Here is a 26,639-nt window from a genome sequence, read left to right on the forward strand (position 1 = left end):
CCCCTATCCGGGAAGCACCGTCTCGCACGATGCTTCCCGGACATTCCGGCCACACCGGTCCTTCAGCAGAACGGCCAGATCTACCGCCTGCCTGCGGATTTCCGGAATGGCCGTCGTCTCGAACAATGTTCCCCAACGTACCGGCCCCAGCGCGAACAGGTCTCCGGAACACCACCCGGCCGCATCAGTCAGCGCGCCATCCTCGCGGCAGTGCAATCCGCCCAGAGCGGTCTCCCGCACCATTCCGGCCTCAAGAAGCGCATGGGGAAGAGTGTCCGCCATCTGCCGGTAAGCCCGGCTTGGCCCCGTACAGTTCACGACATGATCGGCGCACAGCGTGAACAGGCCCGTCCTGTCACGCGCCTGGACCAGCACCTGCCCGGCCTCCGGACCCAGATGGGTCACCTGCCCGCGCCGACAGTCCAGCGTGCCGTTTTCCAGTTCCGCAACCATGAAATCCGCCACTTCCGGCGCGACGCGATGCCGCACAATGTCCCAGCGTCGCTGAAGATGCCGCCGGAAGCGCTTTTTCTCAGACAGATCCAGAGCCTGCCACAGCGGATTGATCCGCGGACGCAGCGCATCGACCGCACTGCGCCAGCCGGTTCCTTCGGCCAGGCTGGCCCGGAACGCCCGGAAATACGCCCGCGCCGTCGCAGGTGTTCCGGCGGGAATGATGTCCGTTTTTGCGGGAGCGGAAGGCGCATGACGCTCGGGACACCAGCCATGACGGGACAGGGCCACAACCCGCCCCCGATGACCGTTTTCGCGCAGGCGCATCAGCACGTCGAGGGAGGTAAGCCCCGTTCCGATCAGAACAACCGCTGCAGCAGACGCGATCCGGTCATAGAATCCGTTATCCCAGCCCGAGGGATGATACTGCCCACTCAAAGCCAGCTCCGGCTCTACCCGGGCGACAGGCGCGGGGCCGAAATTGCCGGTCGCGAGCACAACCTGATCTGCCTGGAGCCTCTCTCCATCACCGAGCGCCAGTTCCAGCCGCCCCGCGACGCGCTGGCAGGACAGGACGCTGGTCTGCCGCCACTCAGGACGCGCCTCCGCCCAGAGGCTGGACAGATACTGTCCGAACACGGCCCTCGGCATGAACTGGCCGGGCGTGACGTCCGGATCGTGATGCGCGCGGAGCCAGCGCAGGAAATGCTCCGGATCATCGGGATCAGCACTCATGCCGCCCGCTGGAACATTGAGGAAGTGGCAGGGAGACAGCGTGGAATAGGCCAGCCCGACCGCAGGACGTTCCGCAGGATCAATCACGATGATCCGCGCCTGAACATGCTGCCTGCGCAGGCTCCAGGCCAGCAGCGTTCCGCTGGCCCCGCCCCCGATGATGGCAATGAGAGGCCGGTCTGAAGGGGACATGCTGCCGTTTTTCTCCACAGGATCGTCTGCGAAACGGAGCATGGCTGAAACAACGGAAACTGAGCGGGACGTTTCGTAACAGACGTTCTCGAAAACCGCTCAACAGGGCACCAGAAAGCCTGCCCCGGAAAGGAACAGTCCGTAATTTTCAATGTTCTGGAAATCTTCTGGAGCGGGCGATGGGATTCGAACCCACGACCCCAACCTTGGCAAGGTTGTGCTCTACCCCTGAGCTACGCCCGCACTCCGTGGGGGGCTTATGACCGAATCCCGAACATCGTGCAAGAGGCAACATGCGCCTTATGCCAACAGGCCTCCGACACGCAGACGGATGAATGTCAGGATGGGAAATCTGAAACGAAAAAAGGCACCCGAAGGTGCCTTTTTCGATGGAGCGGGCGATGGGATTCGAACCCACGACCCCAACCTTGGCAAGGTTGTGCTCTACCCCTGAGCTACGCCCGCACTCCGTGGAGGGGCTTATGACCGAATCAGCGCCCCAGCGCAAGAGGGATTTTTCGATTCAGGAGCAATATCCTCTTTCGGGCGCAACACCCCACGTCACAGCCCTGCACCGGGGACTTGCACCCAGGACTTGCACACGAGGCACGCACATCCGATCTTTCAGGGAACTTGTCTTTCCAGCGAACGGTTCCCGCCCCCATGAGCAGCACATTCGACGAACACCTGATTGGTCAGTCTTCCGGCAAGCCCCCGGCAGGCGCAGCCGCCACCATCATTGACGCCGATCAGACGAACTTCATGGTGGATGTCGTGGAAGCCAGCCGGGAAATCCCGGTTCTGGTCGATTTCTGGGCCCCCTGGTGCGGTCCGTGCAAACAGCTCACCCCTGTACTCGAAAAGGTCGTCCGTGCGGCTGGCGGGCGGGTCAGACTCGTCAAGGTCGATGTGGAAGCCAATCAGGCCCTTGCCGCACAGCTCGGCCAACTGGGTCTGCCGCTCCAGTCCATTCCGCTCGTCGTGGCTTTCTGGAAAGGTCAGGTGCTGGATCTTTTCCAGGGTGCCCAGCCGGAAAGCGAAGTCCGCCGCTTCGTGGAGTCCCTTCTGAAGCTGGCCGGTGACGTCATGCCCGCCACGGAAATCCTGGCCGCAGCCCGCCAGGCGCTGGCCGACGGACACGCGGATCAGGCCGCTGGGCTATTCTCGCAGCTTCTGGAAGCCGAGCCCGAAAGCCCTGAAGCCTGGGGCGGCATGATCCGGGCGCTCATTGCCCTGAACGAACCCGAAGCCGCCCAGGACGCTTCCGCTCAGGTGCCTGCAAAGCTGGACAGCCATCCCGAAATCACCGGCGCTAGGGCCGCGCTGGCGCTCCATGCCGAAGGCGCAAAGGCCGCCTCGGAGCTTGAAACGCTTCGCCAGCAGAGCGCCGCCGCCCCGGACGATTTCGACCTGCGCCTCAAACTGGCCGCCGCCCTCAACGGAGCAGGCGAACGGGCGGAAGCCGCCAATACCCTGCTCGATATCCTCCGCAAGGACCGCAACTGGAACGACGGGGCCGCAAAAACCGAGCTTCTGCGCTTTTTCGAGGCGTGGGGACATACGGATCCTGATACGCTGGCGGCACGACGCAAACTCTCTTCCCTTCTGTTTTCGTGAGCCGATGACCGAAACGCCCGACCTTCCATCCGCCGAACGTCCCCGCCGCGCGCCACCCCTGACGGAACTGACGCTGGCGGACATTCCGCCGCGCGTCGGCCTGTTCCCGCTCTCGGGCGCGCTGCTGCTGCCGGGCGGCCATCTGCCGCTACTGGTCTTTGAGCCGCCTTATGTGGCCCTGCTTGAGGATGCGCTGGCCGGGCGGCGGATGATCGGCGTGATCCAGCCCCTCATGGACCCGGACACGGACGAGCACCCCCTGCTCTACCGGACCGGAACGCTGGGCCGCATCACGGAATTTACCGAACATGTCGATGGCACGTTTTCCGTAACCCTGCTCGGCATTTCCCGTTTTCGCCTGATCCGCGAGACGCCGACAGACCAGGGCTGGCGCGAAGGCATCATAGACGCCACCCCCTTCGCGGCGGACCTCGTCGAGGAAGATCCGCTGCCGATCAACCGCGATCTGCTTCTGAACGGCCTTAAAACCTATCTCGAATCCCGCGACCTGCAGGCAAGCTGGCCGCTGATCGAGGATATGGACGATGAAACGCTGCTGGTTGTCCTGCCGATGCTCGTGCCGTTCACGCCGGTGGAAAAACAGTCTCTTCTGGAAGCCATGACGCTGGATGAGCGCGCCGGGCTCTTGCTGGATCTGCTTGAGAGGGGCATGGAATAGTCATGACTACAGAACTCGATCCCCGCCTCCTCTCCCTTCTGGTCTGCCCCGTCACCAAGGGGCCGCTAACCTATGACCGCGAGACCCAGGAGCTCATCAGCCCCCGGGCGAAGCTGGCTTTCCCGATCCGGGACGGCATTCCCATCATGCTGCCTGAAGAGGCACGCCAGATCGACGCCTGATCCCTGTTCGGGGGATCAGACCTTTTCTGCGGTACTGGCCGGGGAAGGCATTTTCCGGCCCTCCAAAGCGCGCTGTGACGGGCGGGATGGGCTTTTGCGGACCTTGAAGTTCCGTACGACGCGCGTCAGTTCGCCGGCGTCGCCGACCAGTTTCTGGCTGGCGCCGCTGGTCTGGTGAACGATCGCGGCGTTGCTCTTGGTCACCCCCTCAAGCTGCGTCGTACTGGCGTTGATGTCCATGATGCGCCGGGCCTGAGCCTCGGCCCCCGAGGCGATCTGCCCCACCGCTGTTCCCAGACGCTCGACAGACGTGCTGATATTGCCTAGGGCCGTGCCGGTCTCATCGACCATCTGCACGCCGCGCTGCACATCTTCCATACTGCTGGCGATCAGGGATTTGATTTCCTTGGCGGCCGTGGCGGAACGCTGGGCCAGGGCCCGGATTTCCTGTGCGACAACCGCAAAACCGCGACCCGCGTCTCCGGCATGGGCAGCTTCGACGCCGGCATTGAGGGCCAGAAGATTGGTCTGGAACGCAATCTCGTCGATCACGCCGATGATCTGGACGATGCGGTTGGAGGATGACGAGATCTTGGCCATGGCCTCGACGGTTTTGGCCACAATATCACGGCCCTGCTCGGTTTCCTGACAGCAGTCGGCCACGGTCGTATCGGCCTGACGGGCTTCATCGGCGACTTCCTTCACCGAGGACGTCAGTTCCGTGATGTTGCGCGCCACGGCCGCCAGGGCATCGACCTGTTCGGCGATGCGGCAGGTGATGTTCTCGGTGGAGCCGCTGATTTCGCGGGCGCGCTGCTCCACGGCCCCGGAAGTTTCACGGACGGCATGGACGATGCGTCCCAGCCCTTCGCAGGCCCGGTGGAAGGCGCCGCTCATGCGGGTCGAGCCGTTTTCCAGCGCCGGATCGATCTGCTGGACCAGATCGCCGCCCGCCATGCGATCGAGCGCATCCGCCAGCGCGTCCGACAGGGCGGCGAGGCTCTGGATCCGTTCACTTTCCGCGCGTGAACGCTCACGGACATCCAGATTCTGCGTGTAGGTTTCCAGCCCGAGTTCCATGTCCAGAAGACCGCAGCGGATCAGCAGGCCGATCTGCGCGGCAGCCTCTTCGCCGGAGGTTCCCCGGGCCGGACGCCGCAGAAGGCGGTCCAGAAAGCTGCGGCGCGGTTGCGGCCAGTACTGACGAAGCAGGTCCGTCACCATGCCTTCGATCAGCAGGGCATAACCGCCGACATACCACTGCGGCTTGAGGCCGATCCGGGCATGGGTGTTGCCGATGGCGCGGGTGCTCTCGACGTAATCGGCGCCGAAGTCACCTTGAAGAATCCGCTTCCAGTGCTTTTCCTGCTGGTTGCGCGCACCGATGCGATGCTGCTCGTTGGCAAAAAAGCGGTTCAGGGCCGGAGTCTTGTGAATCCGGCCATAGAAGCGGTCCAGCGCAGGCCCGAGCACCCCCAGCGCCTGAGGGCGGATTCTGGCCAGATGGGCTTTCTCAGCTGCGCCGATGCCAAGAAACAGCAGCCGCTCGGCAATGTCTGCCTTGACCTGCTCAGTCATAGTCGGAGTCTCCAGAGCGTGGATTTGGCGCGTGTTCAGGGCAATGCCCGTAACACACCAAGAGTTACGCAATCATGAAGAACGGCCGACGATCCCGGGGTCAGTTGGACGCGCTGTTCTGCCCGTAGGAGACTTCGGTATCGGGGGTTGCGGGCTGGGGCGCGATGTTGACGCTATTGCCCTGACCGCCGCCGAAGGACATGCCGCCCGGGGACGAGCTGCTGGCCGTATCATGGGAGGCCGAGGACGGGCTTTCCGCACCCGGAGGCATCGGCATGACCGGAGCGTCGTCGGCATAGGACATACCGCTGGCCTGACGGTGATGGGTGCTGCTGTGGGAGTGGTGGCCAGGGGCTGCGCCTGGCGGCGGGAGGGCGGCCATGTCTGGCGCGGGCCCGCTGAACATGGACCCGCATCCCGCCGTGGCGAGAAACGAGAGCATGAGGAAAGGGGAAACGAAGCGCATGAGACGCAATATAGCACTTTTCGGCGGTTGACGCATCCCTTTGCGGGATGGGACACAGCGCGTTCTTCCCGTCGCCCGCCCCTCCCGAGCGGCATGTCCAGCAAGGATGCATTCACCATGTTCGAAGGCCGGATCACGTCTCCCGCCGCGCGGCGCCGCGCCTGGTGGGACAGTCTGTTCGTGGACCACTCCATCTTCCGGCTGGGCTGGACCAATCTTGCGCCCGTCGTGCCGGGCAAGGTCTGGCGCTGCAACCATCCCACGCCCGCACGGCTGCGCAGCCTGACGCGGCGCCTGCATCTGAAGACACTTGTGAACCTGCGCGGGCATCGCAAATGCGGCTCGGACGCGCTGTCCCGGGGCGCCAGCGCCAAGCTGGGACTGACGCATCTGGACATGGCTTTCGAGAGCCGTGGCGCGCCGCACCGGGACCGCATTCTGCGCTTTTACGACATGTACCAGACGCTCGCCTTCCCCATGCTCATGCACTGCAAATCCGGCGCGGACCGTGCGGGTCTGGCATCAGGTCTGGTGCTGATGTTTGAAGGCGGCACGGCGCAGGATGCGCTGGGGCAGCTGCACTGGCGGTTCGGGCATTTCAACCGCTCACGCACCGGCATTCTGGATGCGTTTTTCCTGCGCTATCAGAAGGAAGCCGAAGGGCGTCTGCCGTTTCTGGACTGGGTTCGGGACGAGTATGACGAGGACCGTCTGCGGGCCGATTTCAAGGCCGGGAAGCTGGCATCCTTCGTAAACGACAGCATCCTGCGCCGGGAATAGACCTCAGTCCGGCTTGACGTCTGCCGGGCCGAGAGAGCGGATCAGGTCCAGCATCCGCTTGCGGACCGCAGGGTCGGGGATGCGGTAATAGGAGCGCACCAGATCGACCGTCTCGCGACGGCTGAACAGGGCGGCCTCGTCCACCGGAAGATCGAACAGACGCGGCGGCGGCGCAGCCGGACGGGGCGGTGGGGCCCCGAATGCCGACTGCGTCTCGGCGAACCCCGTGACGGGGGCCTGCGCGGCGGGCGTCTGTCCGAAAGCCGGATTGAATGTCGGAGCGGAACCGGAAAACGGCCGAGGCGCGCTGGACGGCGCGGACGGACGCGCCTCATGCATGTCATCGAAGAAGAAGCCGATCGGCACGTCCAGAACCTGCGCCAGATCGTACAGGCGACTGGCGCCCACGCGGTTGGCACCGCGCTCGTATTTCTGGATCTGCTGGAAGGTCAGACCCAGAGCCTCGCCCAGTTTTTCCTGCGACAGCCCCATGAGCGTGCGACGCAGCCGGATGCGGTTGCCGACATGGACGTCCACCGGTCCGGCCGCAGCGGAACTGCGGGATTCAGGGCGGGCGCGATCCGGGGAGGATTCTTTTTCTGACACATGTAAATGGTTAATAAGACAACCCTGGATTGTCAATGTTAACCTTTATACACCCCCAGGTCCCAGTCGCGCTTCTTCCGCTGCGTGGGGACGAGCGCCAGAACCATGCAGAGGATCGATAGCGACAGCGGCGTGGCGCGGCCGAAGCGGGAAAAGAAGGTCGGGGGGAGCGGTGACGGGATGTCACTGACCAGCACGTCGGCCCGGCCCCAGCCCAGACGGGCGGTTTCATGTCCGGTCGCGTCATAGATGGCGGAAATGCCGGTATTGTTGGCGAAAACGACCGGAAGCCCCTCTTCCACGGCCCGCATCCGTCCGGTCGCGAGATGCTGGCGGGGGCCGGCACTGTTGCCGTACCAGGCGTCATTCGAGATCGTGACGAGCCAGTCCGGGCGGTCATTGCGGGCGGTGACGGAGCCGGAGAAAATGATCTCGTAGCAGACCATCGGCCCCACGCGTCCCATACCCGGCAGGTCCCATGTCTTCAGGCCCGGCCCCGGTGTCAAGACGCCCGGCAGGACGTTGAAGGGCAGGATCCAGGGCTGGTATTCGCCGAACGGGACGAGGCGGCTCTTGTCGTAGATCGCCGCAATGCTGCCATCGGGGGCGACGGCGATCAGGCTGTTGAACCAGTCCTTGCCGGATTCACGGTCCGACCCGACGAGTGCCGGAGCACCGTCGGCAGCGCGGGCGATCATCTGCCGGGCCAGTGTGTCCTCGTCCAGCAGGCCGGGGAAGCCGGATTCCGGCCAGATCACCACGGGCGGACGACCACCCTCCGCGAAGGCCTTCTGCGCCCCCTGTGCAGTCAGACTCAGATAGCGGCGGAAATTGCCAACGGCGTCCGCATGGCTGATGACTTCGGCTTCGGGCACGTTGCCCTGCACCAGAACGGCGCGGGGATTGGTGATGTTCAGCGGCGTGGCGGATGACAGGCGCCAGGTTCCGGCGGCGATCCACAGCACGGATACGGCCAGCACCGCCACAGCCGCGCGTCTGCCGCGGAACAGGGCGAGAGAACCGAGCACCAGCGCGAGCGACAGGCCATCCACGCCCAGCACCGAAGCCGGCTGGATCATGACGTCTCCGGCGAAACCCGGGAGCTCCAGGTCACTTCCCAGCGGGTTCCACGGAAAGCCCGAGAACATGAAGACGCGGCCCATATCCATGACGGTCCAGCTTCCCGCGAACATCAGCACACGCCGCCAGCCGGGACGCACCACGCGGCACAGGATCGCCGGGACGCAGATGAAAGGCGCGATCAGCAGCGCCACGCCGGGGGACGCGAAGGGGACGACCCACCAGAATTCATGGACGCGGGTCAGGATGGCGTTGGTCAGCCAGTACAGTCCGACCGTGTGAAAGCCCATGCCGAACAGAAAGCCGCACCAGGCCGCCTGTTTCCAGGACCGCGCGTCTTCGGACACGCGATAGAGGATCATTAGCCCCACCGGCAGCAGGAACAGGGCGTGCACCGGCGGCAGGGACAGGGCTGCCAGCGCACCCGCGAGCAGCATCAGTCCGGCCAGGCGCCAGCCACGGACAGGGAGCGTCGAAATCATGAAGGAACCGTCCGGCTGACGAAAAGGCTGAAACAGGAAACAGCCGGACCTCGAAGATCCGGCTGTGAAAAAACTGTCAGTCGAGAGCGTCGCGCAGGCGACGTTCGTAATGGCGGTAATACTTGTCCGCCAGAAGTTCGCTCTTCACCAGAACAGCGACATCCGTGGTGTTGAACTGCTCATCCACAACTGCACCATCGCCAACATAGCCACCCAGTCGCAGATAGCCCTTGATCAGCGGGGGCAGCTTGTTGAGGCAGGCGCGGTAATCCAGCACATGCGGGTCGGTCCGCTGCATTTCCACATAGCGGTCCGGAAGCGCGCGGATGCGCAGGGCCGGCGGGGCCAGGTGGTTGTGATGCATGTAGGTGAGCTGGTCGGCCAGGGCGTCCGGGTTCGTGCCGGGAAGGCTGCCGCAACCGAACAGCACGTCGATCCGGTGCAGGAAGATGTAGGACGCAATACCGCGCCACAGGAGCTGCATCGCGGAGCGGCCGCGATATTCCTTCGCCACGCAGGACCGCCCGACTTCAAGCAGGCGACCGGGGAATTCCGTCAAGGTCGAGATGTCGTATTCGGAGGACGTGTAGAAACGCCCGACCTTCTCGGCGGCATCAGAGCGCAGCAGACGGTAGGTGCCGACGACGCCGGCCGCGCCGGGGCCTTTGGCGTGATCGATAACCAGAAGGTGATCGGCGGCTTCGTCGAATTCGTCCACGTCACGCTTGGTGCGGAAGGCACGTTCGTCGGGGCGGGCACCGAGTTCTTCGAAGAAAACACGATAACGCAGGGCCTGTGCGGCGTCGCGTTCCTCGGCCGTCTCAGCGATGCGCACACCCAACGTGCCGCCCCGCAGTTCCTGAAAGCCGCCTTCGCGGTTCAGGGAAAGCGTGGAGAGCGTTTCCATCTGGCGCAGCGTTTCTTCGCTGCTGGCCAGCGTATGGGCTGCCGGAGCTGATGCCGGGGCCGAGACTGAAGCGACGTTTGCGTCATCCGGAACGGAAAGAGGTGTGCCAGCCGGTTTGGTGGTCATGATCCGCTCTTGTTCCTGTTTTCTGAAGGAGATTTTTTCCTGTCATCGGGTTCGGCGCGGCGGCCGAACAGTTCGATCCGATGCGAGACAAGATCAAATCCCAGACGCTGGGCAAGCTGGGCCAGAAGACGGACCGGCTCCTCGTCCTCGAACTCGATGACGCGGCCACTGTCCACATCGATCAGATGATAGTGATTGCCGCTGTCACTGGCTTCGTAACGGGCACGACCGCCGCCGAAATCCCGGCGTTCGAGGATGCCTTTTTCTTCCAGCAGGCGGACCGTGCGGTAGACCGTTGCGACGGAAATGCGGCTGTCGATCTCGGACGCGCGGCGATACAGCTCCTCGACGTCCGGGTGATCGTCAGCCACGGACAGGACATGGGCGATCACCCGTCTCTGCCCGGTCATCTTCAGGCCGCTTTCCACACACAGGCGGGCAATGTGCGAATCATCCGGCACAGGGGAAGACGGGGCCTTCCGATTCCCTGGGCTGGCGCGTCTCTCGGCGATTTTCGTATCTGCGACCATATCTGCGGCCTAGCCGAAAAACAGGCGTCTTGTCCACTTCGTGGAGCCTGTCAGGCTTTTCCTGCCGCCGGGATGAAGAAACCGGCGGCAGGAAAAAGGGGCTCTCAGTCTTCGCGACGACGGCCGAGGCCGATCTTGCGGGCCAGGGACGAGCGGTGGTTCGCGTAGTTCGGCGCAACCATCGGGTATTCCGGCGGCAGGCCCCAGCGCTCGCGGTATTCCTGCGGCGTCATGTTGTAGGCAGTCTTGAGGTGACGGCGCAGCAGCTTCAGCTTCTTACCGTCTTCCAGGCAGATGATGTAGTCCGGGAAAACCGACTTGCGCGGCGAAACGGCCGGCACCGGCTTTTCAACAGGAGCCTCTTCCGGAACGTTCACCGTTGCAAGAGAGTCATGGACGGACCGGATCAGGGCCGGAAGAGCGTCAGCCGGAATATCGTTGTTCGATACATAGGCCGTAACGATCTGCGCGGTCAGCTGATGCAGTTCGGGAGCATTTGTCTCTTGCGACATTGTAGTTAAGTCCTTCATCCTTGAGCGAGTGAGCATGTAGCAGTCATAAATTGCTCGGTTCAAGCATAAAAAGAAAGAAACATGTGCGTGACAGAAAATGAAACATTTTTCATAGATATAACTGAAAAAAAATGCCCCATGACCACAGTATATGTCCGGGCAAAACTCGACGCCATGACTTCCGGACAGAGACTTGAGGTCCGGCTTCGCGGAACAGAGACACGGAAGAATGTTGGCGCGTCCGTAAAGGCACTCGGTCACGCAATTCTGGCGGATTCACCTGTTACTGACAGCCCGGATCTTTACTGCCTGACCGTTAAACATCGCTAGAAACAAGCACCAGGGCATCGCTTCCGTCCCTGTAATAACCGCGACGGAGCCCCGCTTTTACAAAACCGCACTTCTCATACAGCGCAGCGGCCCGATTGTTACAGACTGCTACTTCCAGAAATACTTTCCCTTTGCCCAGAACGTTCTGCACCAGAGCCTGGCCAATGCCGCGGCGCCGGAAATCCGGGTGTACGGCCAGAGTCAGGATTTCTGTCTCGTCCAGAATGGTCCGCGCAAGAATAAAGCCGACGGGGACAGTGTCGATCACGGCAAGCGTCGCTTCCGTCCCCGGACCTGAAAGCAGGGTGGCAAATGAAGTTGCGTCCCAGACTTCTCCGCCGCGAAACGTGACTTCATGCAGCGCGGCAAGAAGCGGCGCACATTCGATCCCCATGACCCTTAACTGGAAATCCTTTTCAGGACTGTTCACAGTGGCGCAGGCCTCAGACCGGCGGCGGGGGGCTTGGCTTCAGGGGGGTCGACATAGAGCGGCATCAGTGGACCGGGCGTAACGCCCTGCGCAGCCTGCACGATACCCAGCGCATAAGGCGCCTCACAGGGAAGCACCGGACAGGGCCAGTCGGTCTTTTCAGAAACGGCGTCACCCGTCACGCAGGCCCAGCCCGTGGGATCGAGATCGGTAGTCTGGCTGGCTGTGACAGGACCCTGTGGCGGGTCCACGAAGACGCGGCCGCGACGGGCGATGCTGACACAGACGGCGTCCGGACGGGCGAGTGTGGCGCGGATGGCCGCACCGAGCGTGACGCCGATCGTGGGGCAGTTCCAGCCTGCCGCCAGCCCTGCCGCCAGTGACAGGGACGAGCGCAGGCCGGTGAACGATCCCGGACCGATGACGGCGACGACGCGGTCAGGGGACGTAGTCCAGTTGTTCTGCGTCAGGAGTTCGCGGATGGCGGGGGCGAAATGTTCGGAAGCGCCGCGACCGGCCATCAGTTTTTCCGCGACGACATGCCCGTCCTCGACGAGTGCCACCAGACTGGTCAGGCCGGTTCCGGCCCCTGCCCCGTTGAAAACGACTGTCCTTACAGACACAGACAGGCTTCTCCGAAGTCCAGGCGGGGCGCGCGGGGCTCGGCGTGATCGGGAGCGGGCTCGTTTTCCGCCGGGTAACCGAGACCCACGAGGAAGTTCACGCGCCAGCCGGTCGCGTTCAGCAGCGTGTCCTCGACCATGAAGCTGTCGAAACCGGACATCGGCATGGCGGACAGGCCGAGCATCCGGGCGGCCATGATGAGATAGGCGCCTTCCAGCGTGCCGTTGCGGAACGCTGTCTCATCGGACAGACCCACATCGGCCGCGAACCAGTCGCGGAGACCTTCCTGCGGGTTCAGGCGGGGAAGCGCCTCGAAAAACAGCGGATCATGACAGACGACGGCCAGAACCGGAGCCGCCATGGCGCGGGCCACGTTTCCCGGTGACAGGGCGGGGCGGATGCGCTCGCGAGCGTCCTGTGTCGTGAGGAAGACGAAGCGGCCCGGTGAGCAGTTGCCGGAAGTCGGCCCCAGCTTCACCAGATCATACAGACGGCGCAGGACATCCTCCCCGACCGGGCGCGGCGAGAAGCTGCGCGGGGTCCGGGCCTGCGTGAACAGGGCTTCTGCGCCCGGAACCGGGGCGCAATCAGGATATGTCTGGCCGTCCATGGTTCAGTCCTCGACCTGTTCGACCGAGACGACTTCGGGAACATAGTGCCGCAGCATGTTCTCGACGCCGTGCTTCAGGGTCGCGCGGGAGGACGGGCAGCCGGAGCAGGCGCCCTGCATGGCCAGATAGACAACGCCGTCCTTGTAGCCGCGGAAGGCGATGTCGCCGCCGTCACCGGCGACGGCCGGACGCACGCGGGTGTCGAGCAGGTCCTGGATGCGGCTGACGACTTCGGCGTCTTCGGGGGAGACGTCATGTTCCGGAGCGGCCTGCGTGCCGGACAGGACCGGGCGGCCGCTTTCGAAGAAGGTCGTGATCGTGCCCAGGACGACGGGCTTGAGGTCGCCCCAGCTGATGTCGTCGGACTTGGTGACGGAGACGAAATCGCCGCCGAGGAAGACGCGACGCACGTTCGGCTGGTCGAACAGGGCGCTTGCCAGTTCGGAGCGTCCGGCGGCGACATCCGCATCGCCGAAATCGACGGGACGGGCATCGCCGGTCACGCTGCGGCCGGGCAGGAATTTCAGGGTGGCGGGGTTGGGAGTGTCTTCGGTCTCGATGAACATCGTGGTCATGTCCTTGCGTTCCAGTCGCCCTGACATGTGCCACTTCTCCCCAAGGTGCAAGTGTCGGGACTGCATTGGTCCGACTTCCCGTGTTTTTAACGGCAGGGCGGATGTTTTCAGACCTGCTCGCCCTGTCCCTCGGTTTTCCTTGCCGGAGAAGGGAGTCCCCGGGGCAGGATGATGGTCGCGCGCAGGCCGCCATAGCCTTTCGAAGCATCTCCACGCCCCAGAACCAGAGAGCCGCCCTCGCGCGCGATTTCACGCTGGACGATCGCAAGCCCAAGCCCGATTCCCCCCGTGGCCCGCGAGCGCGAGCCTTCCAGACGATAGAACGGGGTCAGCACACGCTGGTACTCGCTCTCGGGAATGCCGGGACCACTGTCGCTGATGGCGATTTCCAGCGCGCCGTCCTCGCGGGTGCGGAGGGTAGCGAGGACATTGCCGCCATAATTGATGGCGTTTTCGATCAGGTTCGACAGCACGCGTTTCATGGCGAGCGGACGGACATGAACCAGCGCGCGGTCCGGCCCTTCGTAACGGGCCTCGTGCCCGCGATCGACATGGTCGTCCACGAGGGTTTCGAGCGTGGCCACGATATTGATGGTGCGGGGCACTTCCGGATCATCCGCGCCGGCGAGATAGGCGAGGATGCCGTTCACCATGGCTTCCATCTCGTCCAGATCGGCCTCGATGGCGGCCTGTGCTTCTCCGTCATTGAGAAAACCGCAGCGCAGGCGCAGACGGGTCAGAGGCGTGCGCAGATCATGCGACACCGCTGCCAGAGCCTGCGTCCGGTCGTTGATAAGGCTCTGGATGCGGTCCTGCATGGCGTTGATGGCATGGGCCAGCCCGCGCACTTCGGGCGGCCCGCGTTCGGCCAGCGGCACCCATTTCTCGCTGGAGCCGATGCGATCCGCAACCGAGACCAGCGCACGGAGCGGCATGCTGAGGCCACGGATCAGCATGGCCGCCGCAATGGCCACCGCGCCAGCCGCAATGGCGGCCGAAGCCAGACCACGCGTGACGCGGTGATGACCCAGCATGCCGGGCACGCGGAAATGGATGTAGCTTCCATCCGGCAGGCGTTGGGAGCCCAGAACATCCGCGCTTCCCGGCCCAAGCGTGTACAGGTCCAGATGGGCCTGTTCGAGAATGGGATCGTCCGCGGTCAGACGCCTGACGAGCTGCGTGAGTGCGACCGGATGGTGTCCTGGCAGCGCAGGCGTGATCGAGGCAGGCTGCCACGCCACGCTGAGTTCGCTGCCCGAGAGCATGACGGCCAGAAAGGATCTCTGGCTGACGGGCGCTGCGGCGAGAACGCGCAGATCCGTACTCAGCGCCTCGCCCAGCTGGGCGATGCGCACGTCATCGACGATGTAGGTCTCTGCCTGACCGTAGAAAATGGCGTTCGTGAGGAACACCAGTGTCACTGCGACGGTCAGGACAACGCAGACGCGCCCGACCAGCCCCAGCGGCCACAGCAGAATGCGATTCTGGATGTTCAGACCCGTTCAACCTCGGCCACGAAGATGTAGCCCAGACCGCGCACCGTGCGGATCAGCTGATCGGCGTCAGAGCCCAGTTTGCGGCGCAGACGGCTGACGAGCACGTCGATGCTGCGGTCCGACACGTCGCCCAGACGGGTCCGCGACAGTTCCAAAAGCCGGTCACGGGCGATGACCCGCTGCGGATTGTCCAGAAAGCTCGTCAGCAGATCGTGTTCCGCGCCGGAAATATCGACGGTGGCCCCGGACGGGTCCGTCAGTTCGCGGCGACGCAGATCCAGCGTCCAGCCCGCGAAACGCAGCGTCTCGCGACGCACGCGCTCCTGCGGGGCGCCGGTGGCGATGCCGCGGCGCAGCACTGCACGCACGCGCGCCAGAAGTTCGCGCTGGCCGAAGGGCTTGGGGACATAGTCGTCCGCGCCCGATTCGAGACCGTTCACGCGGTCGCGTTCCTCGCCACGGGCCGAGACCATGATGATCGGCACCTGAGCCGGCGGGGTTTCGTTCTCATGCGTGGCACCCTGCCCGCTGCGCAGTGCGCGGCACAGTTCGATGCCGCTTTTGCCGGGCAGCATGATGTCCATGATGATGAGATCGACGGGAGCCACTTCAAGCGCAGCCCACATCTCGTCCCCGCAGGCAACGCCACGGGCACGGAAACCGCCGCCCTGAAGGGCACGGAGAATGAGGGTCCGCATGCCCGCGTCATCTTCGACGACGAGGATACGGGCGGGAAGATCGGGGTCAGAAAGATTTGGCACCATGTCTTTTCCATAGTCTCCACAGGGTTGGCATCACAAGCAACAAATCCTGACAACAACTGTTCCCGATACTTTAGCGCTCATGACGAAAAGAGATTAGCATCGTACAGTACAACGCATCACGGCCATGCCCGTTCTGCTGGCCCGTTTCATGCGTTCAGTCGGAGTCGCCCATGTCACGAGTTTCTCCCGGCGTCGTCAGTGGCGCCAGTTATACGGCCCTGATCAAGGCCTGCCACGAAGGGGGCTATGCCCTTCCCGCCATCAATGTCGTCGGCACCGACAGCGTCAACGCGGTTCTGGAAGCGGCTGCCCGCAACGGATCGGACGTTATCATCCAGGTTTCCAACGGTGGCGCGCGGTTTTATGCGGGCGAAGGCCTGCCGGATGCCCATCGGGCCCGTGTGCTGGGCGCGGCGTCCATGGCGCGTCATGTCCATCTTCTGGCGAAGGAATACGGCATCGCCGTCATTCTCCACACCGATCACGCCGACCGCAAGCTGATCCCGTGGCTCAATGACCTCATCACGATGAGCGAGGACGAGTTCAAGGCGACCGGCAAGCCGCTGTTCACATCCCACATGCTCGACCTTTCCACGGAACCGCTGGAAGAAAATCTTGCGACCTCGGCTTCCATGCTGAAGCGTCTCGCGCCGCTGGGCATGGGGCTGGAAATCGAACTGGGCGTGACGGGCGGCGAGGAAGATGGCATCGGCCATGACCTCGAAGAGGGTGCGGATAACGCGCATCTCTACACGCAGCCCGAGGATGTGCTGAAGGCCTGGGAGCTGCTCTCCCCGATCGGGACGGTGTCGATCGCTGCATCTTTCGGCAATGTTCATGGTGTCTACAAGCCGGGCAATGTGCAGCTTCGTCCCGAAATCCTGAAGAACTCGCAGGATGCCGTTCAGAAAGCCACGCAGAGCGGTCCCAAGCCGCTGCCGCTGGTCTTCCATGGCGGCTCAGGGTCCACGATCGCGGAAATCGACGCGGCCGTGTCCTATGGCGTGTTCAAGATGAACCTCGACACCGACATCCAGTTCGCCTTCGCCCATGGCGTGGGCAGCTATGTTCTGGAACATCCGGTGGCCTTCCAGCACCAGATCGAACCCGGCACCGACAAGCCGATGAAGTCGCTCTACGATCCGCGCAAATGGCTGCGCGTGGGCGAGAAGTCCATTGTCGAGCGGCTGGATGAAGCCTTCGAGATCCTGGGCTCCAAGGGCCGGTCCGTCGCCCGCAAATCCTGACGGGACCGGCGTTCAGGAGGCTCCGGCCTCCTGAACGGGCTTTCGGATTTCAGGGGCCGGGCGTGGCAGAAGCGAGCTGCGCCTTGGCCACATCGCGGCTGTCGGGAAGCGCGTCTTCCCAGCCGCCGCCGAGCGCGTTGTAAAGACGTGTCAGGTTCGTCGCCAGCGTGGCATCGCTGTTGGCGAGGTCAAGCTGGGCGGACTGGAGCTGCGCCTGTGCGTTCAGGACGTTCAGGTAGTTCGTCAGGCCGCTGCGATACTGGCTCTGCGCCAGCATGAGCGCCTTGCTGTTGTCGTTGACGGCGTTCTGCAGGCCCTGACGGTGAAGCTGCTCGTCGCGATAGGCGATCAGGGCGTTGTCCACGTCATGCCAGGCCTTGATAACCGTCTGCTGATAGGAAATCGCCGCGGCCTTCTGGGCGTATTTCTTCAGCTCAAGCTGGCCGTACAGACGACCGCCCTGGAAGATCGGCAGGGAGATGGACGGGCCCACGTTCCAGGCGCGTGCGTTCCAGAAGCCCAGATCGCGGAAGGACAGGGTCTGGAAGCCGAAATCGGCGTTGATCGTGACCTTCGGATAGAAATCCGCCGTGGCTTCGCCCACTTCGGCAACCGCACCGCGCAGACGGGCTTCGGCCTCGCGGATATCCGGGCGGCGATGGGCCAGTTCGGACGGAATACCCACAGGCACGATCGGCGGGACGACCGGCACGCCGGCGTTCTTTTCCAGCTCGGCATTCAGGCTTTCCGGCGGCGCACCGAGAAGCAGGGCCAGCGCGTTTTCTTCCTGCGCCACAGCCTGTTCGAGCTGCGCTTCCTGACCCTGCGTGTCATGCAGGCGGGCCTGTGCGGAATCCACGTCCAGCTCCGTCACCAGGCCGCCGCGATAGCGATCCTGGGCGATGGTGGCGATCTGGGTCAGGACCTTGATGTTGTCGCGCAGGATCTTCAGGCGCTGCTGGTCGCCGCGCAGGCTCATATAGCCATGTGCCATATCGGCCTGCTGGGCGATGAGGACGGAGCGACGCTCCTCATCCGTGGCCTGAAGGTCGGCCTTGGCGGCATCGTACTGATGCGCCACGCGGCCCCACAGGTCGATCTCGTAGGTCGCGTCGATCGCGCTGCGCCACTGGTTCAGCAGCGGGATGTTGGCGCCACCGGCGGCATCCTGAAGCATCGGGCCAACGGTGCTGCCGATCGAGCCGCCCTCGGATTTCGCAATGCCGCCCGCGACATGGCCGATGATTTCCTGCAGCTGCTTGGTGCTGTACTGGCTGCGCTGGTACGAACCCGTGGCGCTCAGGGCCGGGAAGCGTTCGGCGCCCGCCATGATGAGCTGTGCGCGGCTCTGCGCCAGATTGGCGGTCGCGAGGCGGAAGGAAAGGTTCTGGTTGACCAGACGGTCTTCCAGCGAGGTCAGTTCCGGATCATGGAAGATCTGCCACCAGTGACTGTCGGCCTTCATCTCGCTGACGATGCTGTTGGGCGCGCCGGCCGTATGATCCGCGTAATGTGCCGGCGACCAGGGCTTGGGCGCGTGGTATTCAGGCCCCACCATGAGGCAGCCGGACAGGGTGAACAGGGCGCAGCCGCAAAGCAGCGCGCGGGAAGTAAAGGCTGCGCTCACAAAGAAACTCCTGAGGCGGAAATGATCTTGCGGTGACCGACCGGTTCGGTCAGCATGTCAGGAACTCGACCTGACGGACAGAAGGATCTCTCGCTCACATGACGGGCATCATGGACGACGGCAGCGCGGGCACTTCCGCCGGAGCCGACGAGGCCGGCAGCGCCGATCCTGCAGGGTGCGCCAAGCGCGAACAGATCCTGAAAGGTGCCGGAACGGTCTTTCTGGCGAATGGATACGAAGGGGCGTCCATGTCCCGCATCGCGCAGATGGCGGGTGTGTCCAAGGGGACGCTGTACAACCATTTCGATGGCAAGGCGTCCCTGTTCTCCGCGTTCTTCGAGGAGCAGGCCCGCTGCCGTCTTGCGCCCATCGTGGCCCTGTCGCGCAGTGACGGACAGTCCGTCCGTCTCACGCTGGTCCGGTTCGCGGACATGACGATCCATCTGCTCATCTCGCCGATGGCTCTGGGCCTGTATCGCATCATCATCGGCGAGGTCGAGAAGTTCCCCAACCTGGCCGATACGTTCTGGCGCTACGGCTTCGACCGGACGCTGGGCAATCTGACGGAATTCCTGACGCGAAGCGTGGCCCGCGGAGAGCTGGACATCGCTGATCCCGCCCTGTCGGCCGAGCAGTTCCTGCTCATGTGCCAGACCCGCATCGTCCAGCGCCGCCGTTTCCGGCTGCCGGTCGATGACAGCGATGCCGCGATTGCGGAGCTTGCCGGCTTCATCGCCGACAGCTTCCTGAAAATCTACGAACCGCGCCATCAGTGACCGCCACCGGAGGCCTGGGCCTCCTTCTTGCCGTTAGGTGACAGCAGGAAGCACAGCGGCACCACGAACAGCGCGATCACGCCGATCCAGTCGAACACCTCGTTATAGGCCAGCATGGCGACCTGCGACGTGAAGTCCCGGAAGAGCTGGTAGATGGCGAAACTGTGCGCCTGCGCCGGAGCCATGCCGTGCGCCTGCGCGGCCTGCTGGACGGTGGCGATATAGCTGTTGAACTCCGGGTTCGCCGGGGTCATGTGGTCCGTCACATAGGTCTGATGCCGCTGCCGGGTTTCGATGATGGCAGCCGTGGCGAGCGAAATCGCCAGTGATCCGACATAGTTCCGGGCCATCGAGAACAGGGCCGACGCATCGGAGTTCAGTTCACGCGGCAGGGTCGAATAGGCGATTGTCGAGATCGGCACGAACAGGAAGGCCAGCGAGGCCGTCTGGCTGATGCGGTAGAACATCAGGTGCCTGAAATCCGTCCCGGCATAGAGGTTCGAGGCCTGGAACATGGCCATGCCCATCGCGAAGAACCCGAAGGCGATGATGTAGCGCATCTGGATGAACTTCATCAGACGCCCCACGATCGGAATCAGGCAGATCACCGCCACGCCGCCGGGGGCGAGCAGCAGGCCGGAATTCGTCGCGGTGTAGCCGAGCACCTGCTGGGCGAACTGCGGAACGATGATGGCCGAAGCGTACAGCGTGGCGCCGACCATCGAGATCAGCAGCATGCCGGTCGCGAAGTTACGGTCCTTGAGAACCGACAGGCGGACCAGCGGGTTCTTCGCGTAGCACAGCCAGAGGATCGCACCGATGACGCCGATGGCGCCCAGGATGCCCATGGTGACGATGAAGGGCGAGCCGAACCAGTCGTCATCCTCGCCGCGGTCACACATGACTTCGAGGCAGCCGAGACCCAGCGTGATCAGGCTGATGCCGACCACGTCCACCTTCTCGCGCTTCTTGCGCTCCCAGGGCGGATCCTCGACGAAGGCCGTCACGGCCATGACCGTGATGATGCCGAAAGGCACGTTGACGAAGAAGATCCAGCGCCAGGAGAAATTGTCCGTCAGGTAGCCGCCCAGCATCGGACCGAGAACCGGGCCGACGATGGTGGCGATGGCGGTCAGGCCGAACGCCGCGCCGCGCTTTTCGGGCGGGAACGTGTCGAGAATGATGGACTGCTGGCTCGGTTGCAGGCCGCCTCCGAAGAAGCCCTGCATGAGCCGGAACACCACGAGCATGGGCAGCGACGTCGCCAGTCCGCACAGGAAGGACGAGACAGTGAACATCGTGATGCAGATGAGGAAATAGCGTTTGCGGCCGAACAGCCGCGACAGCCAGCCCGAAATCGTCAGAACGATTCCGTTCGCCACCAGATAGGACGTGAGCGCCCAGGTGGCGTCATCATACGAACTGCCGAGCGATCCCGCGATATGCGGCAGCGCCACGTTGACGATGGTGGTGTCCAGCACCTCCATGAAAGCCGCCAGCGTGACCGTGACAGCCACAAGCCACGGATTGTGACTGGGTTTCCAGTCCTGATGCCCGGCAGTATCGCTCATTTCACATAGACCGTCGGTACGACAGACAGACCAAGGGCCAGCGGGATGTTCGGATCAAGACCGCTGTCCAGCACGATCTTCACCGGGATACGCTGCACCGTCTTCACGAAGTTGCCGGTCGCATTCTCCGGCGGGAAGGCGCTGAAGGATTCACCCGAGCCGAGCTGGATGGAGTCCACGTGGCCGTGCAGTTCGAGCTGCGGATAGGCATCCACCTCGATGTCCACCTTCTGGCCTGGACGCATGTGGGTGAGCTGCGTTTCCTTGTAGTTCGCCACGACCCAGACTTCCGGCTCGACGATGGAGAACATCTGCTGGCCGGTCTGCACGAAGTTGCCGCGCTCGACGTTACGCTGGGAAATCCAGCCGTCATGCGGGGCACGGACTTCCGTCCATTCCAGGTTCAGACGGGCCTGCACCAGATCCGCATTGGCCGCGGCCAGGGCAGCCTGTTCCTGCGAAACGCGGGCATCGGCATTGGCCACGTTTTCCTTGACCGGCTCGGCCTGCGTCAGCTGACCCTGGGCTTGAAGGACGCGGGCTTTCGCCTGATCCAGCGCGGCGCGGGCATAGTCGATGTCCTGCTGCGAGGTGGCGGCGCGGGCCACCGAACGCTGGCGGCGGTAATCGGCTTCCGCCTTGACGAGCTGCGCCTGCGCGGCGGCAAGATTACCCTGCGCGGTGACGAGCTGTCCCGGGAAGTTCTTGTGCGCCACGGCCAGCATGAGCTGGTAGGCGTCGATATTGGCCTTCGCCTGCGAGACGGCGGCTTCGGCCTTGTTCAGGGAGGCTGCATAGTCGCGGCTGTCGATCCGCACGAGCAGGTCACCCGCATGGACGAACTGGTTGTCGTTCACCAGAAGCTGCGTGACGTAACCGTTGACGTGGGGCGCAATGGCGATCTTGCGACCGGCCGTGTAGGCGTCATCCGTCTCGATATTGTTGCGGGTCAGGAAAAGATAGGCCCCGATACCCACGAGCACCACAATCACCAGCAGGATCAGCGCGACACGGACAAGGGGATGGCGCTTTTTCTGCGGCTTTCCGTTCTTGTCGGATGTCGTGTCACCCTGCGCGTGATCGGCCTGATCGCCTTGCGCCATAATGTTTGTCTCGCTTTGAAAACAGGTCTGTCAGATCATGACCGGATGTGCTGTGCGGGGCCTGGAAACCCTCTACTGACCGATCGGTTCGGTCATCCATGACATATCGTCTCACGGGCTTCAAGCTGGAAAAAACTGATCCGTTTCCATTCTCCGAGACGTGCCGTCCCTTACGACCCCGATTGATCCGGAAAGTCCCTCAGACGGGCGAGCCCCTCGACGAAGCGCTGCCGCTCGCTCTCACCCTGCACGCCCTCCCCCAGCCGCAGCAGCCAGGACGGATGGGCAAGTGCCAGACGCCGGACAGCATTTTCGCCACGCCCCACCGTCCATGACGTTCCACGCACATCCGACATCGCCATGCCCGGCCCGTCCAGCGCCCGGAGTGCCGTGGCCCCCAGCGAAACAATGAGTTTCGGACGGATCAGCGCGATTTCCTGCTCCAGCCAAGGGCGGCAGGCCGCCACATGCCCTGCATCCGGGTTCTGATGGATGCGCCGGCGGCCCTGAAGACGGAAGCGGAAATGCTTGACGGCGTTCGTCAGATACAGCGCGCTGCGATCAACCCCTGCCTCTCCGAGTGCCGCGTGCAGAAGCTGTCCTGCCGGGCCGACGAAGGGACGCCCTGCCAGGTCTTCCTGATCGCCCGGCTGCTCTCCGACGACCATGATGCGCGCGTCTGCCGGCCCCTCTCCCACAACCGCCTGTGTCGCCGAGCAGTGCAGCGGACAGGCCGTGCAGGTCCGGACCTGCACGGCCAGATCCTCAAGATTTTCTGCCACATCCGGCATCGGTTCGGCCGGAAGCTGCTCACGGGCCCGCAGGCGCTCATGAAAGGCCGGGGCGGGCTGGAGTTCCTGTTCCGCCATCGTCCGCACGCGCGCCTCGGCTCCGGCGACGAGCTGCGGGATCAGGCGGGTTTCCGGCAGGTTCTTCCAGTAACGGCCGGGCATTTCGCGACGCATGGCCTTCGTGCGGACACGGGCCGGATTGAAGGTCGAGGCATAGTAGGTGTCCCACAGTTCCCCGAAACCGTCGTCCAGTTCCGGCTGCTCGCAGGGTTCCGGACTGCACACCAGCTCTTTTCCGTCCCAGCGGATCGATCCGCGCGGGGTGAGGATCATCCAGTCCATGTCCGTGAAGCGCTTCGAGAAGAATGGGGCGATACGTTCGAGAATATGATGCTGCGGCTCGAACCAGGCGAGGAACCGCCGCCTCTCGCCCTGCCCCTCGCCCTGTTGGACCGGTTCTTCCCGGAAGCGGAGGAAAGACGCCATCTTGTGGCAGTCCTCCCGGTTCTGCCGCACCATGATCCGCGCCCTGGCGATGTCGGCATCCGTCACCACTTCCAGCAGATGCGGATTGCCCTGCACCCGCCAGGCGATCCGGTAGGCCAGCGCGAACCGACCGGGATCGGAATGGCACAGAAGATCCCGCAGCAGCGCGATACAGGACGCCCGCAAGGTCACGGCTTTCACGACAGGCAGGGCCGTCAGCGCTTCCAGCCCGTCGCCATCATCGGTGATCTGGCCGAAAAGATCCCTCTCGCCACCCCGGATGCGCCAGTCGAGGGCTTCGGGCGGGACCGCGCGCTGCAAGGCCGCCCGTGCCATCTCACGCCAGGGTTCAAACGCGGCACTGTCCTCAAGCGTCAGGACATAACGCGTCACAGAAGGCTCATCTGCTGCGGCGCGGGGCTGAACAGGCTGCGCAGATCCTGCCGGTCGGTCAGGCGCGCGGGACTCCAGCCCGGCGTCTGCACGAACGGGCGCACCTTGCGGATGGACACGTTCAGCCGCGCCAGATCCTCCAGCCGCACCGCCTGATGCCGCCGTGCCTTGAGAATGGCCGCCACCGCCTTGACCCCCAACCCCGGCACCCGCAGCAGCATTTCCTTCGACGCCCGGTTCAGATCGACCGGAAACAGTGCCCGGTTGTCCAGCGCCCAGGCCAGCTTGGGGTCCAGCTCCAGATCGAGCATCCCGTCCGCACGACCGGCCGTCAGCTCCCCGAATGCAAATCCATAGAACCGGAACAGCCAGTCCGCCTGATAGAGCCGGTGTTCCCGCTGAAGCGGCGGGCTTTTCGCTGGCAACAAAGCAGAAGCGTCGGGAATGGGACTGAAAGCCGAATAATAGACCCGCCGCAGCCCGTAGGAGCCGTAAAGATTGGCGCTGCTGGCGAGAATATCCTGATCGGACGCCGCATCCGCCCCCACGATCATCTGGGTGCTCTGCCCCCCCGGCGAGAAGCGCTCCGCCCGGCGGCCGGTATGGCTGCGTTCTTTGCCTGCATCGATCTTCAGGCGCATTTCACCCATGGCCTGCCGGATACCGCCCGCCTTTTTCTGCGGTGCGTACTGCTCCAGACCGGCGACGGTCGGCATTTCCACATTGATCGACAGTCGGTCCGCATAACGCCCCGCCTCTTCCAGCAGGCGCAGCGAGGCATCGGGGATGGTCTTGAGATGGATATAGCCCCGGAACCCATGCTTCAGCCGCAGATCCCGTGCCACCTGCACGAGCTGTTCCATCGTGTGATCGGACGAGCGGATGATGCCCGAGGACAGGAACAGCCCTTCGATGCAGTTGCGCCGGTAGAACTCCAGCGTGAGCCACACGACCTCCTCCGGCGTGAAGCGGGCGCGCTCCACATTCGAGGACGAGCGGTTGATGCAGTAGGCGCAGTCATAGACGCAGAAATTGGTCAGCAGGATCTTGAGCAGCGACACGCAGCGCCCGTCTGGCGTGAACGCGTGGCAGATGCCGTTTCCCGTCGTGGACCCCAATCCGCCGCTTTTGGCCGAGTCCCTGCGCCCCGATCCGCTCGACGCGCAGGACGCATCGTATTTCGCCGCATCGGACAGAATCGCCAGGCGCTGGGAGAGGGATTTCTTCATTGCGTGTTCTTATTTCGTTCCAGAGTACGAAGCGCAATAAAAATCGTGAATTTAACCAGTTGTTTCCCAGTTTTCCGTTATTTCCGGAGGGCTTTTTTTAACGGTGCGGATTCAGCTTCCGTTAACCACTCCCCCCTATCCTGACTCCGCAAACCTGCACCGACGGAGAACAGATTCAATGTCATTGTCAATCAATACAAACACTGCGGCAATGGCCGCACTCCAGAGCCTCAACCAGACGACGGCTGACCTGACCAAGACCGAAAACGCGGTCTCCACGGGCAAGTCGGTCAACACGGCGTCCGACAACCCGGCGCTGTATTCCATTGCCCAGAACATGACCGCCCAGCTCTCGACCCTGTCCGGCGTCTCCACGGGCCTTCAGTTCTCCGCTCAGGTGCTGAACACGGCGACGACGGGTCTGTCGAGCATCTCGGCTTCCCTGCAGTCCCTGGCGACCACGATCGGCACGAACACCACGGGCGTCGACAACTCGACCCTGAACACCGCCATCACGCAGACCCTGGCTGCCATCGACTCCGCTGCCACGGGCTCCAAGTTCGAAGGCGTGAACCTGCTGTCCGGCCAGACGGGCAACGGCACGACCTACACGACCCTGTCCACCGCCATGGACTCCCAGGGCACGATGTTCACGCAGAACGGCTTCAACGTGACGTCCGCCGGTCTTGGCCTGTCCAACCTGAGCATGGACACGAAGGGCATGCAGGTTGCGCTCGGCACGACCACGCTGACCGATGCCGACAAGCTGACGTTCAGCAACACGACGGCTGCCGGCACGGGTACGGCCAGCGCCACGAACCCTGCCGTAACCTATGAGTTCGATGTCGACAGCGCTGGCACACAGACATCGGCCCTGGCGGCCCTGAACACCGCCTCCGGCGAAAGTTTCACGCTGAACTCGGATGGCACCCTGAAGGACGGTACAGCCGGAAACGTCACCTCCCAGACCACCGCTTCGGACGGCTCCATTACCTATAACCTTTCGAGCGGCAAGAGCGTCGTCCAGTCGAAGGACGGCAACGGCAACACTGTCTACACCGTCAACAAGGCATTCGACGCCAATGGAAACGTCACGTCGAAAGCCGTGATCTCCAATGTAAACACCGCTGCGGCAACAGGTCTGGACGATAGCACAACGGGAACATCCGCATCCCAGAAAATGGTCAAACAGGTCGACCTGCTGTCTGATGCCATGGAGTATCAGGGCTTCGGCGTTTCCCGTGACTCCAGCAACAACCTGACGGTCGCAGGCAACTCCATCGACACGTCTACTGCCTCCCTGGCAGCAACCGGCGTTGGCACCGGCACGGCCGTCACCGGCGCAGCCGTCGTCAGTGCCGTCGTTCAGGCTGCGATCTCCAGCGTGACGCGTACGGCTTCCGCAATCGGTTATTCCACCTCGACGATCTCCAACCTCCAGACCACGACGTCCAGCCTGTCCGACGCCCTGACGACGGGTGTTGGCGCCCTGACGGACGCCGATCTGGCCGCAGAGAGCGCCAAGCTGACCTCGCTTCAGACGAAGCAGCAGCTGGCCGTTCAGTCGCTGTCGATTGCGAACTCGCAGTCTTCCACCCTGCTCAGCCTCTTCCGCGGCTGATCAGGTTTCTGAAGGGTGCCGGTTTATCCGGCGCCCTTCA

At 63.6% G+C, this 26,639-nt stretch carries 27 protein-coding genes and 2 tRNA genes; 8 read left to right on the forward strand and 21 right to left on the reverse strand.

The features are described 5' to 3' along the window. Window positions 1-3: 3 nt before the first annotated feature. The 3 genes from GLS_RS04245 to GLS_RS04255 form a co-directional block, all read right to left on the reverse strand. Complete coding sequence (locus GLS_RS04245) at window positions 4-1,380, reverse strand: FAD/NAD(P)-binding protein (RefSeq protein ID WP_080691990.1); 1,377 nt, start codon at window positions 1,378-1,380, stop codon at window positions 4-6. A 168-nt stretch (window positions 1,381-1,548) separates the two neighbouring features. Beyond that, window positions 1,549-1,623: transfer RNA gene (locus GLS_RS04250), tRNA-Gly, on the reverse strand. 147 nt (window positions 1,624-1,770) lie between these two features. Beyond that, window positions 1,771-1,845, reverse strand: a tRNA-Gly gene (locus GLS_RS04255). A 198-nt stretch (window positions 1,846-2,043) separates the two neighbouring features. On the opposite strand from GLS_RS04255, the gene GLS_RS04260 reads away from it, so the two are divergent. From GLS_RS04260 to GLS_RS04270, 3 genes are read left to right on the forward strand one after another with little or no spacing between them, the layout of a single operon-like run. Further along, window positions 2,044-2,997, forward strand: coding sequence for a thioredoxin family protein (locus tag GLS_RS04260; RefSeq protein WP_041111356.1), 954 nt, complete (start codon window positions 2,044-2,046; stop codon window positions 2,995-2,997). A gap of 4 nt (window positions 2,998-3,001) precedes the next feature. After that, on the forward strand, window positions 3,002-3,676 hold the full coding sequence (locus GLS_RS04265; protein ID WP_041111357.1) for an LON peptidase substrate-binding domain-containing protein: 675 nt from the start codon (window positions 3,002-3,004) through the stop codon (window positions 3,674-3,676). Between the two features lie 2 nt (window positions 3,677-3,678). Next, complete coding sequence (locus GLS_RS04270) at window positions 3,679-3,858, forward strand: Trm112 family protein (RefSeq protein WP_011252335.1); 180 nt, start codon at window positions 3,679-3,681, stop codon at window positions 3,856-3,858. 15 nt (window positions 3,859-3,873) lie between these two features. On the opposite strand, the gene GLS_RS04275 is transcribed toward GLS_RS04270, so the two are convergent. Further along, window positions 3,874-5,436, reverse strand: coding sequence for a globin-coupled sensor protein (locus GLS_RS04275; RefSeq protein ID WP_052327460.1), 1,563 nt, complete (start codon window positions 5,434-5,436; stop codon window positions 3,874-3,876). Window positions 5,437-5,536: 100 nt separating this feature from the next. Then, complete coding sequence (locus tag GLS_RS04280; protein WP_226986635.1) at window positions 5,537-5,842, reverse strand: hypothetical protein; 306 nt, start codon at window positions 5,840-5,842, stop codon at window positions 5,537-5,539. Window positions 5,843-6,019: 177 nt separating this feature from the next. On the opposite strand from GLS_RS04280, the gene GLS_RS04285 reads away from it, so the two are divergent. Next, complete coding sequence (locus GLS_RS04285; protein WP_011252338.1) at window positions 6,020-6,682, forward strand: protein-tyrosine phosphatase family protein; 663 nt, start codon at window positions 6,020-6,022, stop codon at window positions 6,680-6,682. Between the two features lie 3 nt (window positions 6,683-6,685). Here the strand turns inward: GLS_RS04285 and GLS_RS04290 are convergent, their stop codons facing one another. From GLS_RS04290 to GLS_RS04310, 5 genes are all read right to left on the reverse strand, one after another. Continuing rightward, complete coding sequence (locus tag GLS_RS04290) at window positions 6,686-7,288, reverse strand: helix-turn-helix domain-containing protein (protein ID WP_041111358.1); 603 nt, start codon at window positions 7,286-7,288, stop codon at window positions 6,686-6,688. A 38-nt stretch (window positions 7,289-7,326) separates the two neighbouring features. Continuing rightward, window positions 7,327-8,850, reverse strand: a complete 1,524-nt coding sequence (lnt, locus tag GLS_RS04295; RefSeq protein WP_041111359.1) for an apolipoprotein N-acyltransferase — start codon at window positions 8,848-8,850, stop codon at window positions 7,327-7,329. Window positions 8,851-8,926: 76 nt separating this feature from the next. Then, window positions 8,927-9,757: a GNAT family N-acetyltransferase gene (locus tag GLS_RS04300; RefSeq protein ID WP_011252341.1), complete on the reverse strand. Its 831-nt coding sequence runs from the start codon at window positions 9,755-9,757 to the stop codon at window positions 8,927-8,929. Window positions 9,758-9,879: 122 nt separating this feature from the next. Continuing rightward, window positions 9,880-10,413, reverse strand: coding sequence for a Fur family transcriptional regulator (locus GLS_RS04305; RefSeq protein WP_011252342.1), 534 nt, complete (start codon window positions 10,411-10,413; stop codon window positions 9,880-9,882). 104 nt (window positions 10,414-10,517) lie between these two features. After that, complete coding sequence (locus GLS_RS04310) at window positions 10,518-10,925, reverse strand: MucR family transcriptional regulator (protein ID WP_011252343.1); 408 nt, start codon at window positions 10,923-10,925, stop codon at window positions 10,518-10,520. Between the two features lie 81 nt (window positions 10,926-11,006). Between GLS_RS04310 and GLS_RS13090 the strand changes: the two genes are divergently transcribed. Beyond that, window positions 11,007-11,255: a sulfurtransferase TusA family protein gene (locus GLS_RS13090; protein ID WP_080691891.1), complete on the forward strand. Its 249-nt coding sequence runs from the start codon at window positions 11,007-11,009 to the stop codon at window positions 11,253-11,255. Here GLS_RS13090 and GLS_RS04315 read toward each other — a convergent pair. The 6 genes from GLS_RS04315 to GLS_RS04340 form a co-directional block, all read right to left on the reverse strand. Then, the gene (locus GLS_RS04315) at window positions 11,242-11,649 is read right to left on the reverse strand and encodes a GNAT family N-acetyltransferase (RefSeq protein WP_041111360.1); all 408 of its coding nucleotides are present in this window, start codon (window positions 11,647-11,649) and stop codon (window positions 11,242-11,244) included. The genes GLS_RS13090 and GLS_RS04315 overlap by 14 nt on opposite strands. Window positions 11,650-11,681: 32 nt before the next feature. Then, complete coding sequence (tsaB, locus tag GLS_RS04320; RefSeq protein WP_041111361.1) at window positions 11,682-12,308, reverse strand: tRNA (adenosine(37)-N6)-threonylcarbamoyltransferase complex dimerization subunit type 1 TsaB; 627 nt, start codon at window positions 12,306-12,308, stop codon at window positions 11,682-11,684. Further along, window positions 12,299-12,919: a malonic semialdehyde reductase gene (locus tag GLS_RS04325; RefSeq protein WP_011252346.1), complete on the reverse strand. Its 621-nt coding sequence runs from the start codon at window positions 12,917-12,919 to the stop codon at window positions 12,299-12,301. The genes tsaB and GLS_RS04325 overlap by 10 nt, the downstream gene beginning before the upstream one ends. Window positions 12,920-12,922: 3 nt before the next feature. Next, entirely contained in the window at window positions 12,923-13,486 is a 564-nt protein-coding gene (locus GLS_RS04330; RefSeq protein WP_041112651.1) for a NifU family protein, read from the reverse strand. Window positions 13,487-13,602: 116 nt separating this feature from the next. Further along, window positions 13,603-14,967: an ATP-binding protein gene (locus GLS_RS04335; protein WP_041111362.1), complete on the reverse strand. Its 1,365-nt coding sequence runs from the start codon at window positions 14,965-14,967 to the stop codon at window positions 13,603-13,605. A 20-nt stretch (window positions 14,968-14,987) separates the two neighbouring features. Next, complete coding sequence (locus tag GLS_RS04340; RefSeq protein ID WP_041111363.1) at window positions 14,988-15,755, reverse strand: response regulator; 768 nt, start codon at window positions 15,753-15,755, stop codon at window positions 14,988-14,990. Window positions 15,756-15,925: 170 nt separating this feature from the next. Between GLS_RS04340 and fbaA the strand changes: the two genes are divergently transcribed. Further along, window positions 15,926-17,002: a class II fructose-bisphosphate aldolase gene (gene fbaA, locus GLS_RS04345; RefSeq protein WP_041111364.1), complete on the forward strand. Its 1,077-nt coding sequence runs from the start codon at window positions 15,926-15,928 to the stop codon at window positions 17,000-17,002. A gap of 49 nt (window positions 17,003-17,051) precedes the next feature. On the opposite strand, the gene GLS_RS04350 is transcribed toward fbaA, so the two are convergent. Next, the gene (locus tag GLS_RS04350) at window positions 17,052-18,629 is read right to left on the reverse strand and encodes an efflux transporter outer membrane subunit (RefSeq protein WP_041111365.1); all 1,578 of its coding nucleotides are present in this window, start codon (window positions 18,627-18,629) and stop codon (window positions 17,052-17,054) included. A 98-nt stretch (window positions 18,630-18,727) separates the two neighbouring features. On the opposite strand from GLS_RS04350, the gene GLS_RS04355 reads away from it, so the two are divergent. Continuing rightward, a complete protein-coding gene (locus tag GLS_RS04355; protein WP_041111366.1) occupies window positions 18,728-19,405 on the forward strand; it encodes a TetR/AcrR family transcriptional regulator in 678 nt (225 codons plus the stop codon). Here GLS_RS04355 and GLS_RS04360 read toward each other — a convergent pair. The 4 genes from GLS_RS04360 to GLS_RS04375 all read right to left on the reverse strand — a co-directional run bounded on the left by GLS_RS04360 (window position 19,399) and on the right by GLS_RS04375 (window position 24,978). Further along, window positions 19,399-20,976: a DHA2 family efflux MFS transporter permease subunit gene (locus GLS_RS04360; protein ID WP_041111367.1), complete on the reverse strand. Its 1,578-nt coding sequence runs from the start codon at window positions 20,974-20,976 to the stop codon at window positions 19,399-19,401. The genes GLS_RS04355 and GLS_RS04360 overlap by 7 nt on opposite strands. Next, complete coding sequence (locus GLS_RS04365) at window positions 20,973-22,079, reverse strand: HlyD family secretion protein (RefSeq protein ID WP_011252354.1); 1,107 nt, start codon at window positions 22,077-22,079, stop codon at window positions 20,973-20,975. Before GLS_RS04365 ends, GLS_RS04360 begins: the two co-directional genes overlap by 4 nt. Before the next feature lie 170 nt (window positions 22,080-22,249). Beyond that, window positions 22,250-23,749: a UdgX family uracil-DNA binding protein gene (locus GLS_RS04370; RefSeq protein ID WP_080691892.1), complete on the reverse strand. Its 1,500-nt coding sequence runs from the start codon at window positions 23,747-23,749 to the stop codon at window positions 22,250-22,252. Further along, window positions 23,746-24,978, reverse strand: a complete 1,233-nt coding sequence (locus tag GLS_RS04375; protein ID WP_041111368.1) for a putative DNA modification/repair radical SAM protein — start codon at window positions 24,976-24,978, stop codon at window positions 23,746-23,748. The genes GLS_RS04370 and GLS_RS04375 overlap by 4 nt, the downstream gene beginning before the upstream one ends. Window positions 24,979-25,156: 178 nt before the next feature. Between GLS_RS04375 and GLS_RS04380 the strand changes: the two genes are divergently transcribed. Next, complete coding sequence (locus GLS_RS04380; RefSeq protein ID WP_041111369.1) at window positions 25,157-26,599, forward strand: flagellin N-terminal helical domain-containing protein; 1,443 nt, start codon at window positions 25,157-25,159, stop codon at window positions 26,597-26,599. Window positions 26,600-26,639 lie beyond the last annotated feature (40 nt).

The organism is Gluconobacter oxydans DSM 3504, assembly GCF_000583855.1.
Classification (GTDB): domain Bacteria; phylum Pseudomonadota; class Alphaproteobacteria; order Acetobacterales; family Acetobacteraceae; genus Gluconobacter; species Gluconobacter oxydans.

Excerpts from the sequence above, each read along its gene's own strand:
- GLS_RS04245 (WP_080691990.1), bottom strand. The coding sequence starts at position 1,380 with ATGTCCCCTTCAGACCGGCCTCTCATTGCCATCATCGGGGGCGGGGCC.
- GLS_RS04260 (WP_041111356.1), top strand. The coding sequence starts at position 2,044 with ATGAGCAGCACATTCGACGAACACCTGATTGGTCAGTCTTCCGGCAAG.
- GLS_RS04265 (WP_041111357.1), top strand. The coding sequence starts at position 3,002 with ATGACCGAAACGCCCGACCTTCCATCCGCCGAACGTCCCCGCCGCGCG.
- GLS_RS04270 (WP_011252335.1), top strand. The coding sequence starts at position 3,679 with ATGACTACAGAACTCGATCCCCGCCTCCTCTCCCTTCTGGTCTGCCCC.
- GLS_RS04275 (WP_052327460.1), bottom strand. The coding sequence starts at position 5,436 with ATGACTGAGCAGGTCAAGGCAGACATTGCCGAGCGGCTGCTGTTTCTT.
- GLS_RS04280 (WP_226986635.1), bottom strand. The coding sequence starts at position 5,842 with ATGTTCAGCGGGCCCGCGCCAGACATGGCCGCCCTCCCGCCGCCAGGC.
- GLS_RS04285 (WP_011252338.1), top strand. The coding sequence starts at position 6,020 with ATGTTCGAAGGCCGGATCACGTCTCCCGCCGCGCGGCGCCGCGCCTGG.
- lnt (WP_041111359.1), bottom strand. The coding sequence starts at position 8,850 with ATGATTTCGACGCTCCCTGTCCGTGGCTGGCGCCTGGCCGGACTGATG.
- GLS_RS04300 (WP_011252341.1), bottom strand. The coding sequence starts at position 9,757 with ATGGAAACGCTCTCCACGCTTTCCCTGAACCGCGAAGGCGGCTTTCAG.
- GLS_RS04305 (WP_011252342.1), bottom strand. The coding sequence starts at position 10,413 with ATGGTCGCAGATACGAAAATCGCCGAGAGACGCGCCAGCCCAGGGAAT.
- GLS_RS04310 (WP_011252343.1), bottom strand. The coding sequence starts at position 10,925 with ATGTCGCAAGAGACAAATGCTCCCGAACTGCATCAGCTGACCGCGCAG.
- GLS_RS13090 (WP_080691891.1), top strand. The coding sequence starts at position 11,007 with ATGTGCGTGACAGAAAATGAAACATTTTTCATAGATATAACTGAAAAA.
- GLS_RS04315 (WP_041111360.1), bottom strand. The coding sequence starts at position 11,649 with ATGGGGATCGAATGTGCGCCGCTTCTTGCCGCGCTGCATGAAGTCACG.
- GLS_RS04325 (WP_011252346.1), bottom strand. The coding sequence starts at position 12,919 with ATGGACGGCCAGACATATCCTGATTGCGCCCCGGTTCCGGGCGCAGAA.
- GLS_RS04330 (WP_041112651.1), bottom strand. The coding sequence starts at position 13,486 with ATGTTCATCGAGACCGAAGACACTCCCAACCCCGCCACCCTGAAATTC.
- GLS_RS04340 (WP_041111363.1), bottom strand. The coding sequence starts at position 15,755 with ATGGTGCCAAATCTTTCTGACCCCGATCTTCCCGCCCGTATCCTCGTC.
- fbaA (WP_041111364.1), top strand. The coding sequence starts at position 15,926 with ATGTCACGAGTTTCTCCCGGCGTCGTCAGTGGCGCCAGTTATACGGCC.
- GLS_RS04355 (WP_041111366.1), top strand. The coding sequence starts at position 18,728 with ATGACGGGCATCATGGACGACGGCAGCGCGGGCACTTCCGCCGGAGCC.
- GLS_RS04360 (WP_041111367.1), bottom strand. The coding sequence starts at position 20,976 with ATGAGCGATACTGCCGGGCATCAGGACTGGAAACCCAGTCACAATCCG.
- GLS_RS04365 (WP_011252354.1), bottom strand. The coding sequence starts at position 22,079 with ATGGCGCAAGGCGATCAGGCCGATCACGCGCAGGGTGACACGACATCC.
- GLS_RS04375 (WP_041111368.1), bottom strand. The coding sequence starts at position 24,978 with ATGAAGAAATCCCTCTCCCAGCGCCTGGCGATTCTGTCCGATGCGGCG.
- GLS_RS04380 (WP_041111369.1), top strand. The coding sequence starts at position 25,157 with ATGTCATTGTCAATCAATACAAACACTGCGGCAATGGCCGCACTCCAG.